General features: G+C 51.1%; 19 protein-coding genes. 3 read left to right on the plus strand and 16 right to left on the minus strand.

The annotated features are described in order from the left end of the window. A partial coding sequence (locus ACZRKZ_RS24470) for a hypothetical protein (protein WP_463983009.1) occupies positions 1-276 on the minus strand: 276 nt, incomplete at its 3' end. Between the two features lie 166 nt (positions 277-442). After that, on the minus strand, positions 443-856 hold the full coding sequence (locus tag ACZRKZ_RS24475) for a hypothetical protein (RefSeq protein ID WP_463983010.1): 414 nt from the start codon (positions 854-856) through the stop codon (positions 443-445). A gap of 138 nt (positions 857-994) precedes the next feature. Here ACZRKZ_RS24475 and ACZRKZ_RS24480 point away from each other — a divergent pair, with 138 nt between their 5' ends. Beyond that, positions 995-1,234, plus strand: a complete 240-nt coding sequence (locus ACZRKZ_RS24480; protein ID WP_463983011.1) for a hypothetical protein — start codon at positions 995-997, stop codon at positions 1,232-1,234. Between the two features lie 434 nt (positions 1,235-1,668). On the opposite strand, the gene ACZRKZ_RS24485 is transcribed toward ACZRKZ_RS24480, so the two are convergent. From ACZRKZ_RS24485 to ACZRKZ_RS24510, 6 genes are all read right to left on the minus strand, one after another. Continuing rightward, positions 1,669-1,857 (minus strand): hypothetical protein, encoded by a 189-nt coding sequence (locus ACZRKZ_RS24485; RefSeq protein ID WP_463983012.1) that lies wholly within the window; start codon positions 1,855-1,857, stop codon positions 1,669-1,671. A gap of 83 nt (positions 1,858-1,940) precedes the next feature. Continuing rightward, positions 1,941-2,132: a hypothetical protein gene (locus ACZRKZ_RS24490; protein WP_172693405.1), complete on the minus strand. Its 192-nt coding sequence runs from the start codon at positions 2,130-2,132 to the stop codon at positions 1,941-1,943. Between the two features lie 113 nt (positions 2,133-2,245). Further along, the gene (locus tag ACZRKZ_RS24495; protein WP_172689317.1) at positions 2,246-2,473 is read right to left on the minus strand and encodes a hypothetical protein; all 228 of its coding nucleotides are present in this window, start codon (positions 2,471-2,473) and stop codon (positions 2,246-2,248) included. Between the two features lie 102 nt (positions 2,474-2,575). Beyond that, positions 2,576-2,989, minus strand: coding sequence for a hypothetical protein (locus ACZRKZ_RS24500; RefSeq protein ID WP_172693406.1), 414 nt, complete (start codon positions 2,987-2,989; stop codon positions 2,576-2,578). After that, positions 2,990-3,211 (minus strand): hypothetical protein, encoded by a 222-nt coding sequence (locus ACZRKZ_RS24505; RefSeq protein ID WP_172693407.1) that lies wholly within the window; start codon positions 3,209-3,211, stop codon positions 2,990-2,992. Continuing rightward, positions 3,208-3,705, minus strand: coding sequence for a hypothetical protein (locus ACZRKZ_RS24510; protein ID WP_463983013.1), 498 nt, complete (start codon positions 3,703-3,705; stop codon positions 3,208-3,210). The genes ACZRKZ_RS24505 and ACZRKZ_RS24510 overlap by 4 nt, the downstream gene beginning before the upstream one ends. Positions 3,706-3,860: 155 nt before the next feature. Here ACZRKZ_RS24510 and ACZRKZ_RS24515 point away from each other — a divergent pair, with 155 nt between their 5' ends. Both ACZRKZ_RS24515 and ACZRKZ_RS24520 read left to right on the plus strand, forming a co-directional pair. Beyond that, entirely contained in the window at positions 3,861-4,289 is a 429-nt protein-coding gene (locus ACZRKZ_RS24515) for a LexA family protein (protein WP_172693409.1), read from the plus strand. Then, on the plus strand, positions 4,279-5,562 hold the full coding sequence (locus ACZRKZ_RS24520; RefSeq protein ID WP_463983014.1) for a Y-family DNA polymerase: 1,284 nt from the start codon (positions 4,279-4,281) through the stop codon (positions 5,560-5,562). The genes ACZRKZ_RS24515 and ACZRKZ_RS24520 overlap by 11 nt, the downstream gene beginning before the upstream one ends. Before the next feature lie 573 nt (positions 5,563-6,135). Here the strand turns inward: ACZRKZ_RS24520 and ACZRKZ_RS24525 are convergent. The 8 genes from ACZRKZ_RS24525 to ACZRKZ_RS24560 all read right to left on the minus strand — a co-directional run bounded on the left by ACZRKZ_RS24525 (position 6,136) and on the right by ACZRKZ_RS24560 (position 14,202). Continuing rightward, the gene (locus tag ACZRKZ_RS24525) at positions 6,136-7,104 is read right to left on the minus strand and encodes a ParB/RepB/Spo0J family partition protein (RefSeq protein WP_172693411.1); all 969 of its coding nucleotides are present in this window, start codon (positions 7,102-7,104) and stop codon (positions 6,136-6,138) included. A gap of 69 nt (positions 7,105-7,173) precedes the next feature. Further along, positions 7,174-8,304, minus strand: a complete 1,131-nt coding sequence (locus tag ACZRKZ_RS24530) for a ParA family protein (RefSeq protein WP_172689323.1) — start codon at positions 8,302-8,304, stop codon at positions 7,174-7,176. A 173-nt stretch (positions 8,305-8,477) separates the two neighbouring features. Continuing rightward, entirely contained in the window at positions 8,478-9,542 is a 1,065-nt protein-coding gene (locus ACZRKZ_RS24535; protein WP_172693412.1) for a DNA cytosine methyltransferase, read from the minus strand. A 531-nt stretch (positions 9,543-10,073) separates the two neighbouring features. After that, positions 10,074-10,253 (minus strand): hypothetical protein, encoded by a 180-nt coding sequence (locus ACZRKZ_RS24540; RefSeq protein ID WP_172689325.1) that lies wholly within the window; start codon positions 10,251-10,253, stop codon positions 10,074-10,076. Positions 10,254-10,346: 93 nt separating this feature from the next. Continuing rightward, positions 10,347-10,661: a hypothetical protein gene (locus ACZRKZ_RS24545; protein ID WP_172693414.1), complete on the minus strand. Its 315-nt coding sequence runs from the start codon at positions 10,659-10,661 to the stop codon at positions 10,347-10,349. Positions 10,662-10,811: 150 nt separating this feature from the next. Next, a complete protein-coding gene (locus ACZRKZ_RS24550; protein ID WP_172693415.1) occupies positions 10,812-11,741 on the minus strand; it encodes a replication initiator protein A in 930 nt (309 codons plus the stop codon). Positions 11,742-11,928: 187 nt separating this feature from the next. Next, positions 11,929-12,762, minus strand: coding sequence for a hypothetical protein (locus tag ACZRKZ_RS24555; RefSeq protein WP_463983015.1), 834 nt, complete (start codon positions 12,760-12,762; stop codon positions 11,929-11,931). A 174-nt stretch (positions 12,763-12,936) separates the two neighbouring features. After that, positions 12,937-14,202 (minus strand): replication initiation protein, encoded by a 1,266-nt coding sequence (locus ACZRKZ_RS24560; protein ID WP_463983016.1) that lies wholly within the window; start codon positions 14,200-14,202, stop codon positions 12,937-12,939. Positions 14,203-14,331 lie beyond the last annotated feature (129 nt).

Consider the following 14,331-nt stretch of genomic DNA (forward strand, 5'->3'; position numbering starts at 1 on the left):
ATGGCCGAGCTCGATTCTCCAGAAGGTAGCTGGTGACACGAGTGTTGAGCCCACCCAACTAGGGTGACGGAAATTTCTGGGGTTCCGGCTTACATCCCCATCCTGGTAACGATGGTAGGTGGAGGCGTTGATGACTTGATACTTGAACAGGCTGTACAGGTAGCCCTTGATGTACGAGCGAATTTCAGAGATCGCATCAAGACTATCGCAGTCGTCTACGCTATCGATCTGGTCAGTTACATCAGCATCGATCGCTTGCGGATCAGGGGCATTCATCGCTGCGACACTCCTGCATATATTGAAGGGTGAGGTTCAAGTTTAGTGCGCCCTGGAGCCCTCGCAGAATGACCGCCCGAAGGTCACGGAAAATCCTACACATCGACCTCTGAATGTGACGTCGATGTGTCAGGTGGTTTTAGACAAAATAATTTGACACCTCCACTTATGAGGATTCACGCTCTGACGCCTTCTGTGCGCGGTAGTCCGCGACTCGGGACGGTGATACACCTGCCAGCTTTCCCAGCACGCCGTTTGAAACAACGCCCAGCAAATGCGAGTAGCGCTCCAGGCGCGAAGTACGCCGGTATGGAGTGACGCCAAGGAACTCCTGCCGGCGCTCCACAACGGTGAACGGCACACCTACGGCACGGCTGATCTTCGCTGCTGACATCGTGCCAATCAGTGATTCAAATCCTAGCCAAGGGCCTGTGTAGTTCGGAATGGGCGTGGGCTTGACCTGTTCGGGCAACGGCGCAGCCTCTTGAAGGCCGAATGCCTCGCGCAAGACTGTGACGGTCGCTACCGGCACGCCTGCAGGTTTTGCAATGTCTTCGTCGGCTACCAGACCGAGTAACACCTTGTAGGGTCCGACTGGATGACTTGCCGGGATCCGCGGCTTTCGAGGAAGGGGGACACGTCTAGGTCTTGGCGCTATTCCTTGGGCCTCACGATAGGCAGTCACGCTGAATAGCGATGCACCACACAAACGGGCGACATGCGTATCCGATTCGACACCCAGCAAATGGCGGTAAGGCGCAATCAGTTGATCGACGCTGAAAGCCTCAATACCGAACGCGAGCCGCCGCCGTCGAATGCGTCCCTTTGTGGTACCGACAGCATCAGCCAAAGCCTGATCGCTCATCCGACCCAGTTTGCAGTCGTACCACTGGGCAAATCAATGAGCTTCCAATCAACAGTCATACGTTCCTTTGAAGCTAATGCCATATGTGCTTGAGACAATGCAGCGCCGTACACCAACAACCTTCTCTCCACTTCGACCAGAACCGATACTGCAACCCTTAAGGAGGACCGGCGACGATAGCGCTCGGCCCTGCTGTATTTGTCTCCCCTCAGGAGGCTGGTTGCTTGTCACAGGTCCAACTGCCAAGGGCCCAGTTGGTGTTCACACCGTCTGGAACCTCTGCCAGCTCAAGGGAGCAGAGAGGGTGCCCTGGGGCTTTGGTGATGGCTGTGGCTGTGTGCGACTCCAGCTTGGTGATCGTCACGTCGACTGCAGATGCCTCGACTCCGTAGAACTGTGATGCGAAGGAGGCGTAGACACTGGAGTGCTTTCTTTTGACGCTTGCGCCTGAGCGGCTTGTGCAGTGGCGATCAAGAGTGCTGCGCGGAGGATTTGAGACTTCATAATTCTATTCCTTGAATGATTAGTTAGAGGAAATTCATCGAGCAAACAGAGTACCCAAGCTCCCGAGCCTTCTTGCCAGCGCTCGCTTTACTGTTGGCATCAATGCAGATCCAGCTACGCACTTCTGTACGCAGATCGATCACTTCAATCTCAAAGCCGTAGACCGTCTTTCCAGCTCCCATAGGGGCTTTATACGTGGCTGTGTAATTCATGTTTTTACCCTCACGTTTTCCGTTTCAGTGAGAGTATTTTGAACTATAGTTAATTAAATCGCAAGGATTATATTAACTATAGTTCAATTATCCGCATAGGGCAGACCACGTACAGCATCATCCCAATGGGGGGCACGATCTGGATTTTTCAGAATTTTACTGATCCAGGCTTCAGATACTTCCCACCGCAGAGCAAGAGTTTTGCCGGTCCATCCGCGCTGTCTAAACAGGGCCTTGAACTCGACCGGGGTTAAGCGCTGGGTACCTTCACTCATGTTCAGTTCCAATCTCTGTCTGTTTAAATCATTGCTGTCGAAAACCGACTTTTGTAAGAAGGCTTTCGACAGGGCCAGCGAACTGCCCGTGGGGGTTTAACCGGGCCTAAGCGTCAGAATGCGGATTTGAGGTACTTCGCGAGGTCATTTGCCTGCTCTTTGGTATCACAATCCTCAACCCACATGTGCAACCCCTCGGCGTCTTGTGCATAAACCCCGAAGAACTCTGCGTCACAGTCTGCCGCCTCTTGAATGCCACTATCGCCAGTGGTGCAACCACGGATCTGTAGACGACCAGTCCACGTTTTCGGCATTTCAAATACGGCTTGCATGGTACTCATTTTGACACTCCTCATTGATTAGCTTCGATGAGGTTATTTTGAACTATAGTTAATTAATTGTCTATTTAAATTTAACTATAGTTCAATTATACCGACTCCTCTTCAATCTGCCAGTCTGGCACCTATCGCCTGATCACCTGGCAGCCTGTCACGTTGGTTACTCGCCTGAGAAGTTGCCCATTCATCAGCGGCACATCCTGCGTCGACTCCTGCCTCGAACCGTTCGTAGAACCACCCTGGATGCTCTTCTGTGTCTATCTCAGGCGAACTATTACCCAACGTCATTAACCTGCTATGGGCGGTTTCAAGCCAGCGTGTAAAAAGCTGGTCATCACGCCGGCCGCCAATCTCCATGACTTCGCGCAATTCATCAACGAACTCCTCATGCCGTTGATCTACGCGACGAATGTCCTGAAGCATCACCAGCAGATCACCCCGGGAAGCATTGAAAGGCACGTCGAATCCAGCGGTATTCAACTTTTCCACCACTACCTGGTACTCGGGTTGAGTGACCATTTAGGACTCCTTTTTTGCCACGAGCGAAAGGGCTGTAAATAGAGCTCTACAGGCATCGTTATACGATTCCAAAAGTTCAGAGCTCTGTCGGTTGTAGTCCTCTAGCTCCTCCCCTGTAAGAGGTTTATCACCCAGAAGCTTGGGCTGGTTCAAATACTGGTTGTGCGCGTCTTCCGCTGCATCCATAAAAACTTTTAATGGTTCAATATTAATCATTTTCATACAAAGTTATTTCCGCAAGGGGACAAACCAATTAAGACCTTACCAAAGCCTCCGCCTTTTATCGCGTAACGTAATGCATATTCGTAGCAACCAGCTCTGAGATTTAGCTCAGGCTGTTCACAGAAAAAAGCACACTCTTCTAAAAATGGCTCACCTTCTGCAAGTCCAACACGGAGGATATATATAGCTTTGTAATCCTGTGGGGTATCCAAGCTAGTGATCGTCGTTACATTCTCATGACCAGCGCTGATAACGTTTGCCCACGACTGCGATGCAAGGTCCTCAAAGTGCGTTATCTGAGTATTTTCACTGAAATGTAAAACGTACCTGATACGATCCGAATCAGCGTTATGCAGTATTGGTAAAGTGCGCGCTACCGTCGCTATTCTTTTTTTAAGCGCTTTTGCAGCAGTTATCGCGAAGCCTGCTCCTAAAGGTGAGTCAGCCATGAGGTCTGGTAATTTGTCGCCTATTGATCCGTCAAACTTTGCCATGTGTCTTCCTTTGTCTGGTGAGATGCACAGTATACACATGCGTACGTACGTACGTAAACGCAGCAGTAACCCCTCCCCCATCCTTCGGTCGGCCTGGCACTGGTGAGATCGCCCCCACTGGTTTACTGTATATAAAAACAGTAATCGGTGTTCCTATGAACGTTGTCGCTATCCGTCACCTAACCCCCTCAATGCTGCCGCTGCAGTTCGTTTCAGGCACTGCAGCCGGAGGTTTTCCTAACCCTGCAGCTGACTACTATCAAGCGCCAATCTCGCTGGACGATCTGCTCAATATCCGCGCACCCCACGTGTTCATCGTCCAGGTGGAAGGACACAGCATGACAGGGGCCGGCATTTTGGACGGTTGCCGCCTGGTGGTGGACAGGACAATAACGCCGATGTCGGGTCACATTGTTCTTGCTTACGTCGATAATCAACCAATTGTAAAAAGGCTCCTTCAAGTAGGTGGTCAATGGCTGCTGGCGTCAGAACATCCTGACTTCCCTCCTCTAGTTCAATCTGACTTTTCGGAGATAACTACCTTTGGCGTGGTAACTTGGAATTTCAACCAACATGCGTGTTGATAACAATCCTGTATTTGGGCTGGTTGATGTTAACGAGTTTTATTGCAGCGTCGAACGCATATTCAGACCCGAATTAAAAAACAAACCAGTCGTTGTTCTCAGTAATTCAGATGGCTGTATTGTGGCCCGAAGCAAAGAGGCTAAGAGCTTGGGCTTAAAAATGGGCGACCCATATTTTAAAGTTCGCTCATCTATCGAAAGTAACGGAGTTTCTGTATTTAGCAGCAACTACACGTTATATGGTGAATTTAGTCATAGATTGTCGTTAGCTATTAGCTCACTTGCACCGGCTGTGGAATCGTACAGTTGCGATGAATCATTTGTACGACTTGACGGATTAGCAGAACCGCTCAAAGACGTTGCTAAGGCCATTCAGGCGCGCGTCATGTTATGGACCGCGCTCCCTGTAGGAATCGGGTTGGGGCACACAAAAACCCTTGCCAAGGCTGCACAGCACGCTTCCAAGGTATGGAAAGAGAAAACGGGTGGCGTGGTAGACCTGCGCTCCGAGGAAGCCGTGGAGTGGCTCCTGAAGCGTATGCCCGTAGACGAAGTTTGGGGCGTTGGTCGACGGATGAAAGATAACCTCGAACCACTCGGCGTACGCACGGCATGGGACTTAGCGCAGTGCGACCCACGAGTACTCGGTAAAAAGTTTTCTGTTGTTCTAGAGCGTACAGTCAGGGAGTTGAACGGTGAGCAATGCCTTGACCTGGATCCGGTCGGATTACCGAAGCAATCGATCTGCTGCAGCAGATCTTTCGGTGAGCGCGTAACCACGCTGCAAGGCCTACGGGAGGCTGTTGCCAGCTACGTGCATCGAGCAGCGGGAAAACTCAGGGCACAAAACTCACTGTGCGCCGTTTTGAGGGTTTCCATACAGACCTCGTTCTTCGGTGACGGCCCAAAGTACGCGCAAGGGATCACTTGCACCCTCCCCTACCCCACAGATGATACTCGAGTACTCACCGGCGCTGCGCTTCGGGGTTTAGATGCTATCTTTCGGGAAGGAATGAGGTACAGCAAAGCTGAGATCCTGCTGATCGACTTGCGGTGTCGAGGCGAATTCACGGATGACCTTTTTTCCGTCAATCAACCTGCCCGATCTGAAGCCTTAATGCGGGTTATGGACCAGGTAAACCGGCGCTGGGGTCGAGAATGCCTTCGCACCGCGGCCGTTCCTTCCGAACCAGACTGGGGAATGCGAAGGGATTTTCTCAGTCCAAGTTATATGACTGATTTCAATCAATTGTGGAAGGTCAGTTGCAGATAGCGGAACGGGCTTAGAATCGGCTCAGAGCGAACGTGCCGTTTTTTCCTCCGGTGTACAGCCAAGCTCACGAGGTCCAGCGAGGCGTGGGGAGTAAAAGGGCTTCGGAGAGCGGCGAACATCGTTTTCCCTGGCGCACAGCCTTGCCCCCTCCTCGTCTCTGGCACGTACATACATGGTGTGGATGACCTTGCGTTTTTTCCCTGATCCAGTCACCAAGTCCACCGCGTACGTTTTCCACTCCCGGTTTTTCCAATAAGCGTGAGCATCCGCCTCATCACCAAATAAGATTCGCTGCTGAGTACCCATTGGCCGTTAACCTTCAGCGGGAAGTGGAATATCAGATTTGATACGTTTCCAGCCCACACAGTCGAGGCTGTCTTTAAAAGGCACGTAGGGTGTAACCAGCTGCGTTGAACAACGCGTATCCCGCTCTGCACTCAGGCGGGCTTCAACCTGCCTTGTGTGCTGTACATACTGGTTGATTGTCGCAACTGCGATAACTGCAACTGGTGCCAGCCATAGCAAAGACCATTGCCGATTTACTCTCATGACTATTCTCCATGAACTAGCGCCCTACTCCGCTTCCACTGCGGCCAGTTTGCTACGGTCGATATTCTTAAGGAATTCTTCAAACTGCTGCATCAGCAGATTTGGATTCACACCTTTGTCGCACTTCAATTCCAGTTTCTGACCTGAAAGCTTAATTGTGCCAATGCCGGCGACGGCACGCGGTACAAATGCCGGTGCGCCCTGGTTGGAACATGCTGAAATCTTCAAAGCAATCTGGCGCAGCGCCTGCTCCTGCTTTGTGCCCTTATCAACCATGCTCAGCACTTGTCGTTCGACGATGTGAGGATGCTGATCCGCAAGCTCTACGAACTTCTTAGCGTAATTCGCGGTAATCAATCCTGGATGCTGATCCAGCAACTGGCGGATCGCTGGCGGGAGCTTCATCAGGTCCATGCACCGACTTACTACGGAGCGATTAATACCTAAGCGGCGAGCAATGGCGCTCTGGCTCTTGTCGTTACCGTTTTGAAGGTACCGATCATAGCTACGGGCAAGTTCGTAATCTGTTAACTGTTCGTGTTCGTTATCAGCCAGGGCGAGCAACATAGCCATGTCGTCGCTCATCGGCTTCACAACTGCCGTGATAGTGTCCCATCCTAAGATGGTGACAGCTCTCCAGCGTCTCTCACCCCCTACAAGCTCATACCGGCCATCTGGAAGCGGTCTTACAAGAATGGGTTTCCCAAGGCCAATTTCACTGATTGACTCTGCAAGTTGCGAGATTGCAACAGCGTCAAACACCAACCTGGGCTGGTACGGGGAGACATTGACGCCGGATACCTGGATCTCCTCCAGGGTTTGGTCTTTGCCAATCCACTCACCAACCAACGGCTCCTGACTCTTTGCATCCAGCTTTTGAAGCATTGCGGCCCTACCCTTCGCGCTCGAAGGTGTACCCGCTGGAATTTCGGCTGGCTTGCGAAGGCCAACGACACCAGGCTTCGGTTTTCCAGGGTAATCGTTCGATTTCATAATGCTCATCTCCAAAAATCAGTGTTGCTAGTAGCAACATTTGGTCTTGGTGTTGCCAGTAGCAACAACTCAGGCAGAAGCGACTTCGCGGATTTTGTCGATAATCTCGCGGTGGACGCTGCGTACCGGACCAAGACTCTTGGAGGTCGCTCCTTTCCAAAGAAGCAACGGAATGCCTTCATCCAACGATTTGGCATACTCCTCAGAGACGTATATTTTTTCCTCGGTTACGCGGTCCGGGAAAAGCTCATTGAGCCGGTAAAGATTGTTGATGAGCGAAGGACGATTGCGAATGAACATGGTCGGAATCGCAAGCATCTTGGGTGCATAGTCATATTCTCGCGCAAAGCGAGCGCACCAGTCGTTGAGCCGAAGAAGAGCACGAAACGAAAACTTGTCCATCCGGATCGGGCATAGCAGCAAGTCACTTGCTGCGACTGAGTTTTTGGTCAAACGGGAGCCAGCGGGTGCGTTGTCGAAAATGATCAGGTCGTAACCCGAAAGATCGCATCCCGGAATTTCACCGGCCTTGGCCTGTTCAATCCAGCGGGCATACCACATGTCGGCGTTGTTAGAGGCGTCCAACGCCACTCCCAAATCCTCAATGTAAGTGTCTGCCGGGATCAGATGAATGCCATCCTCACCAAATGGCTTCTTGATGACCTCTTCCAGTGGCTTTGGATCGAAGGCGCGCATCCGCAAAAGCGGACTGATCAGGTTGCCTAGATGGCCATCAACAAGGCGATCATGGGGAATACCCATCTCTGTCAGATCATCAGGACCCAAATCAGGGTCGTATCCCAACATGCTGGACGTATCCCCTTGGGGATCATTGTCGATAATCAGCGTCTTCAGGCCAGCGAACTGAGCAGATAAAGCAAGGTTAACAGCCGTTGTTGTTTTGGCAGTGCCGCCTTTAGGGACAAAAGTTGAGACGACAATCTGACGCCCTAACCCTTTCGAGTGGCCCAGCCGGCGACGAAGCGCGGCGATTGCAAACAGATCTGCAACCCCGTAAACCCGGGCTGTCGAACTGCCACGCGGAACTCGTCGAATTTCAACACCGTTTTCCTCCTCAATGTCTTTCAAGCGCCGGGTGGTGAGCCCAAAACATTCCGCGGCAAATTGCGGGGAGTAGGTCAGACCTCCAAAATCAACAAAACTCTGGAGATCTTGTTGAGATTCTTCGTTCGAGTTCATGTGAGCGTCCTTCTTTAAGTTGAGAATTGATTATAGTTCATGAATTGCATCTGTAAATATATAAATTCAGGAATTAAACGCAAAAAATCATAAATCCCTGAACTGGCTTTGTTGCTAGTAGCAACAACCCTGTCTGTGCCTCTGGATGGGCACAGTAGGGACCCAAGAATCTGTCAGATGCTCATTGCAACCTGCCCGCCTATATCGACAAAGCTATCGAGATTGCAGCCACGTACCTGCACGGCATTCCGCAGGAGAGCATCTGCGCGCTCGTCATCGAGGTCCATCAGATAGGCGTCATCGATCAGGTCGCTTATTTCGCGCAACTCCATACCCGCATCAATGGCCTGACCAAGAAGTCGTTGGGAGAGACGATCGTATTTACCGCACAGTGCCAACCGGGGGTGATCTATGAGGTTGTTAGCCATGAAAAACGAGTATGCAAAGCCTTCCGGGGTGACGCTCCTGGCATTTTTTGTGGCAAGACTGCGGCCCCCGTACTTGATGTGCATTTTTGACCCCTCAATCGGTTCAACTGGGGCTACAGGCAGATCAGCGTTAAAACGTCCCCAAATCAAAGTCTTCTTTGTGTACGGATCCCCAACATGGCACGGATCGAATGAAAGTCTCCAGGAAGGGAGACCTCCTAATTTTTCGATCCGCCCTACTGGGTTTTCGATAGCCCACAATGCAGGTTTGTAGTACTCAATAAGCCGAAGAGTCTGGTGAACCAGTTCAACAGAGGCCATGGTTCGGCCGTCCAGATCCTTGCTACTGAAATGTCTGCATCCAGATCTAGCGAAGTCTGTACACGGGCATGCAGCGAGAATCGCAAAAACATCTTGCCCGTAGAAGTCACCGAACCACTCGTTGAAGAATTCGACATTGAAATTGTTAACGTCGCCCAGCTCTGGGTTGTCCTGGATGTCAAAGCGGTAGACCTGGTAACCAGCTTCTTCCCATGGCTTAGACCATTCGCCCGATGTATCGAAAAGTGATAGGACAATTTTGTCACTGTTGTTCATGCAGGCCGCTTGGCTCTTAGCGTGAGCAATCCAGTTTTCGATCCGATTACGGGCCTGCATAGGGGTCAGGTGCCCTTGGACCTTATCGGCCAACCGGACTACATCGCCTTTAGAAGGCTGGTCAAAAAGATGATGAATCCCGACTGACTGCTCGTACGCTTGCGTCGCCGAGAATGCCGATACCATCGAATCCAATGCCAATTCCGAACCCATGCAATACGCTCCTAGACTTGTTTCATAGCTGCGCAGTGGTAGCCGCCACTGTTGCCTTGATGTCATGAGCATTATAAATTGAATACGTACGTACGTATATGCGTACGTACGTAAAATTTCAAACTGTTGCTACTAGCAACATTTAGAACACATGGGATCTTTTAACTTCGCTTCAGCTTTTAGCCGTCGACGCATGTCTCGATAGGGCTCAATCAGGCATTGGCTGTTGGTAAGGGGTCACCCCCAATGATTGAATATGTTTGGTGACCTGGTGAAGGGGGATGTTTGCTGCGCGTGAAAGCATGGCAGCGGGATAGGCACCGAGGGCTCGATGAGAGCAATCGCATCCTGGTGGGGAGGGGGAGGGGAGGGGAGGGGAGTAAGCTGGTTTACCGAGTTTAATTCGCCGAACACGAACAGCTTCAGTTGTTGTTGGCCATCTTAGCGATCACAGGATCAGGAACTTTTCCCATGATCCCGTCATTACCGCTCAAGTTTAGAAAACTTAGGCATGCAAACCCGTAGACAGTTTTACTGATCAATTCCCCACATTTCGGCCAGGGCTTTTTCGATGAGGGCCGAAGCTGTTGTTTTTTTTGTATGAGCCTCTTCGCGCAAGCGTTCGTTAAAATCAGTGCGAAGGCTTATGGTTTTGTTTGCGCGGGTAGGCGCTTCACCCTTGGGGGTCACAGCATTTGGTTTAGCCTTCATACAAGCACCTCTGAAATAAATTTGGTCAATACAGAGCATTATACATGTACGCACGTACGCAAATACATACGTACGTACATGTGAATCAACAGGTTATTCAGCGAATTCTTCCTTGTCGCCCCGGTGCTGACCAGACGTCCTACGGTACTCCTGCAGTTGCTGGATGGTGTGTGAGAGGTTACGTATCACGTAATCAGGAAAACCTTTTTTTCCAGCATGGTGTCGCTGCTCAAGCTCACTGATGTGAGCCGGATCAAGACCTAAGCGTATCAGGGTAAGCTCGTCACCAACCTCTAAAGCCCGGTTCGCTTCGAGCATGACGCTCTGGGCAGATTCGAGCTTCTCAATTTCATCCTGCAGGTGCTGGGTGTCATCCCGGTCAACAGATCGGAGAGGTATACGTTTCATTTGTTCGCTCCTAGACTTCATTCATTCCCTGGTAGCCGCCAGGGGTAGCTCGATTGAGCTACCGTCTAATTATACGTACGTACGTACGTATGTAAATAGAAGCAACAAAAAAGGCTGCATTAGCAGCCCTGAAATGTCGGCGATATACGATTAATCCGGTACGAAACGCTCAAGACTTTCAAACCAAGCGCCTTTGCCAGTAGCAACCAACTCATCAGACAGGAGCTTAGTGTTTCTGGTGTAATAGACGATTTTATGGGGCTTACAGCTCTTATCCAGTGCCATTCGGTAATCTGGCAAGGAGTCACGCTTGATTATCTTGCGTACGTCAGCCCTGAAGTGACGTAAATCTTGAGTAGATCCGCATTTTTGCTGCATCAGTACGATGTCTGCTTTCCAGATAGCCTTGTTACCAACGTGCTTACGAGCAAGCTCATACAGACGACGCTCAAGGGGCATTCTTAGCGCAAAATAACGCCGATCAATGGTCAAAACCTCGTAGTGGAGGAGAGCGTTGTACATCCAGTCTGAGATCTGCACGATACATTCAAGAACGCCTTTCCCATTACCGGTTTTCTTAGTGATCGTGTAGTCATGAATCCAGCCGAAACCTTTGGTTTGCTCTTCACCCCCCGTAACGATATTTGTCTCGATCTGCGTGCCTTTGAGCCTCCGAAGCATGTCCAGGATGTTCGCATAAGCGTTCCCACCCGGCTCTCTGTCTGTACCAAGAAGAAAATCGTAGGAATCAAATTTGACGGTGTTTGAGATGGGCAAACCAGCCTTACGACCTTCGATAATTTGTGAACCTATGAATAACAACAGATCCTTATCGAAAACCGTGGCAGCACCAATCACAGGTGGGATGATCCGTACGTGCTTGTTGGTACCAGGCTGGTGGTACTCACGGATCGCTGTATCCGGATTAGTAGAGAGAGTGAATAGCGGGAATTCCATGCTGGCCAGGTCGTCCTTAACCGGCCACTCAACCATATTGGCCTGGAACATATCCGTCTGAACATAAGGGACAAGGTTCGGCTTACGGCCTCGTTTGGATTTCTGCTCGCCTTCTTCGCTCATATCTGAATTCTTCTTCTCTGAATCGCTGCAGTTTACATGGGAACTGAGTACTGAATCTTGCGGCCGAGCCTTGTTGAGGAGTCGCGGAGGAATCGCTATCATGAAAAAATCCAGACGCTCCTAGACGAGTTCAACCTGGTAGAAGCCCAGATCGGTAGCCGCCGTCTGGGCTTCGTCTTTTCTGAGACTACAAAGGACTGTGATCAGCCAAAATCACCATCTCGGACAAGACACAAAGCTCACCGCGGATTTTAGCCAACGTACCACGCTGATCACCACGCTCCTTACGGCCTGCTTCCATTTCTTTGATGCTCTGGTCATAGGTGAAGCTCGGTGCAGCCCAATCGCAAAGCCGAACGAAAGCCCATGCTTCACCTTCACGATATTCTCGGCTGTAAACCGCGCTGGTCACAACATACTCACGGCCTTTAACCTTCACTGTTGGTACCGATGGTACTTTGTCGCCGGCAGAAGAAAACTGCATGCAGGAAACCGCATTTTCCCACCGGCTATAAGCCTCAGAAATGACGGCAACGTTATCGCGAAAGCTTGGACGGAAAAAACAGGAGCGCCAAGGAAGAAACTCAGCCCAGTAACGAGCATCGCCAGTGTTTAACCACCCGTGCACGATAATTGAGCCAACATTTTCAACGTAGATTCCAATCACCTTGGAACGCGGAGCAGAACGAACCTTGCACTCGGCACCTGAGCCCACGCCATTTGTGGCCACGCGATTCAATTCGAGCCAAGTGTGGTCATTGAAATGAGCCACTGCGCGCCACTGAGAAGGCCGTACATCATCAGCTCTGGCTTGGGAAAGCGACTGTTCGCTCGCTTCCACTCCTTGCAAAAAAAACGGTAGAAGGTCGGCTGAGACCTTCACCAGGTTCCCCCGTGCCTGCGTGACCATCAGCTGGTATTCAGCGAGGTTAAAGCAAGGGAAATTCCAGCAACCAAAATCACTGATCGCGACATCAACGCTGGATTCGTCGAAGAACAAACCTATTTGTAATTGATTCATGTGTCACGTGCTCCTAGAACATTGACCTGGTAGCCGCCAGGTAGGCTCGTTACGAAACCCTAAGAACACATAATAGCACAATTTGCGTACGTACGTACATACGCAAATGAGAGGTTTAGCAAGTGCGCGCCGTAAGGGTTAAAAGCGGTGTGCCGTAACACTCCCCATCAACACCTATGAGCTATCACCTGGATCAATCAACACATCATCAAAAACAAGCAGAGTGGATGGCATCTCCCCCTGCGGGGTCGATACCCCACCAGCAGGTATCTGATTGGCACCATATTTAACACCCTGGGGCTTGATGACCTGGCTCGCCTTTACAACGGGAGAAGATGTTGCATCGGACGACTGTTTTGAGCGCGGCTGCAAAGCGACTACGACGTTTGCGCGTGTCTCGTTAATGACGTGCCGGTAGGCGGCTACTGTCTGTCTGCTCAAGCCTGAGAGGGCTGCAAGAGCGGCAATAGCTAAAGGCTTAGCTTGCTGGTGAAGTTCGCGGCAGGCTGCTCGAATCTTGGATTCAGTCGCTTTCTGCCGTACTTCATGGGTACGTCTTGCAGCGAGTCTTTGACGTTCTTCGAGAGGGGTAGACTTGTCCAGCTCCATAACGCCCCGATGGCACCGGCTGTTGCCTGTGTAGCGGTTCCACGTCCATCTAGCTACAGATCGAACGGTTGAGCGGATCGAGGACAGAGGTAAATCGTCACGGAATGCGCCCCGTCCACCAAACTGATTACTGTTATGAGCATGGGCGGTAAGGCGCTGTATGAAATGGTCGTAGCTACCATGTTCACGCTCATTGTTGACGATGCTGTACGCGAAAAACCGCAGGTTCTCGAACAGCATGCAATGACGTGAATGGGATACTGCGTCCAGATCTGGACCCTTACCCCACGGGGTTATGGGCTCAAGTTCAACACACTCAGCTAGGTCGGCTAGCTCGTAGACATTGCTATGTAGTTCCATGGTGTGCCACCACGGATGGCCTGGAGTCTTGGCGACTGGCCCACCGTGGTACTCGGGATCCGCCTTAAGCCGGTCAACGAAAGCTTTGTAGATCGCTTTCATGTAACGGATTGGTTTGTCCCGGGCGCTATCCGACGTGCATACAGGAATAATTGCGTAGTAGAGATGGCACGACCCGGAATGACGGTTGCGGACAATCAGATTGGGCGGGGGAAGGCCGGCATCGTCCCAGATGAGAGAGTTTGCGTGATCCAGGTCGAAAATAAGCCACGACACTCGATCTAACCGGTTGACCTGTAAGTAGGGATACCGGATTGCGTGCTCGCGCGGACGTACTCGCATAGCTGTTTTGTTGTCACTGCACCTGGCCAGATACGAAGCCTCCTCAAAGACTCTATTGAGGGCCGTATCAGCGACAAAAAAGCGAGGGTCGACAGGCGTCTGAAGTGCTCCAGGTTTTGCCTGATTCACAGCAGAAAATCCGTACACAAACGCAAGGTAAAATCAGCGCGATAAAATCCGCGGTGTACCTTGCACGCAAAGGCGCAGGTGTCCATAATCGAGCTACCTAATCGGTGAGCCCTCACGTCGACTATCTGC

It is taken from the genome of Pseudomonas sp. c313, assembly GCF_055407145.1.

Coding starts and splice junctions, on each gene's coding strand:
- ACZRKZ_RS24480 (WP_463983011.1), top strand. CDS start 995: ATGCGTATCCGATTCGACACCCAGCAAATGGCGGTAAGGCGCAATCAG.
- ACZRKZ_RS24485 (WP_463983012.1), bottom strand. CDS start 1,857: ATGAATTACACAGCCACGTATAAAGCCCCTATGGGAGCTGGAAAGACG.
- ACZRKZ_RS24490 (WP_172693405.1), bottom strand. CDS start 2,132: ATGAGTGAAGGTACCCAGCGCTTAACCCCGGTCGAGTTCAAGGCCCTG.
- ACZRKZ_RS24495 (WP_172689317.1), bottom strand. CDS start 2,473: ATGAGTACCATGCAAGCCGTATTTGAAATGCCGAAAACGTGGACTGGT.
- ACZRKZ_RS24500 (WP_172693406.1), bottom strand. CDS start 2,989: ATGGTCACTCAACCCGAGTACCAGGTAGTGGTGGAAAAGTTGAATACC.
- ACZRKZ_RS24505 (WP_172693407.1), bottom strand. CDS start 3,211: ATGAAAATGATTAATATTGAACCATTAAAAGTTTTTATGGATGCAGCG.
- ACZRKZ_RS24510 (WP_463983013.1), bottom strand. CDS start 3,705: ATGGCAAAGTTTGACGGATCAATAGGCGACAAATTACCAGACCTCATG.
- ACZRKZ_RS24515 (WP_172693409.1), top strand. CDS start 3,861: ATGAACGTTGTCGCTATCCGTCACCTAACCCCCTCAATGCTGCCGCTG.
- ACZRKZ_RS24520 (WP_463983014.1), top strand. CDS start 4,279: ATGCGTGTTGATAACAATCCTGTATTTGGGCTGGTTGATGTTAACGAG.
- ACZRKZ_RS24525 (WP_172693411.1), bottom strand. CDS start 7,104: ATGAAATCGAACGATTACCCTGGAAAACCGAAGCCTGGTGTCGTTGGC.
- ACZRKZ_RS24530 (WP_172689323.1), bottom strand. CDS start 8,304: ATGAACTCGAACGAAGAATCTCAACAAGATCTCCAGAGTTTTGTTGAT.
- ACZRKZ_RS24535 (WP_172693412.1), bottom strand. CDS start 9,542: ATGGGTTCGGAATTGGCATTGGATTCGATGGTATCGGCATTCTCGGCG.
- ACZRKZ_RS24540 (WP_172689325.1), bottom strand. CDS start 10,253: ATGAAGGCTAAACCAAATGCTGTGACCCCCAAGGGTGAAGCGCCTACC.
- ACZRKZ_RS24545 (WP_172693414.1), bottom strand. CDS start 10,661: ATGAAACGTATACCTCTCCGATCTGTTGACCGGGATGACACCCAGCAC.
- ACZRKZ_RS24550 (WP_172693415.1), bottom strand. CDS start 11,741: ATGAGCGAAGAAGGCGAGCAGAAATCCAAACGAGGCCGTAAGCCGAAC.
- ACZRKZ_RS24555 (WP_463983015.1), bottom strand. CDS start 12,762: ATGAATCAATTACAAATAGGTTTGTTCTTCGACGAATCCAGCGTTGAT.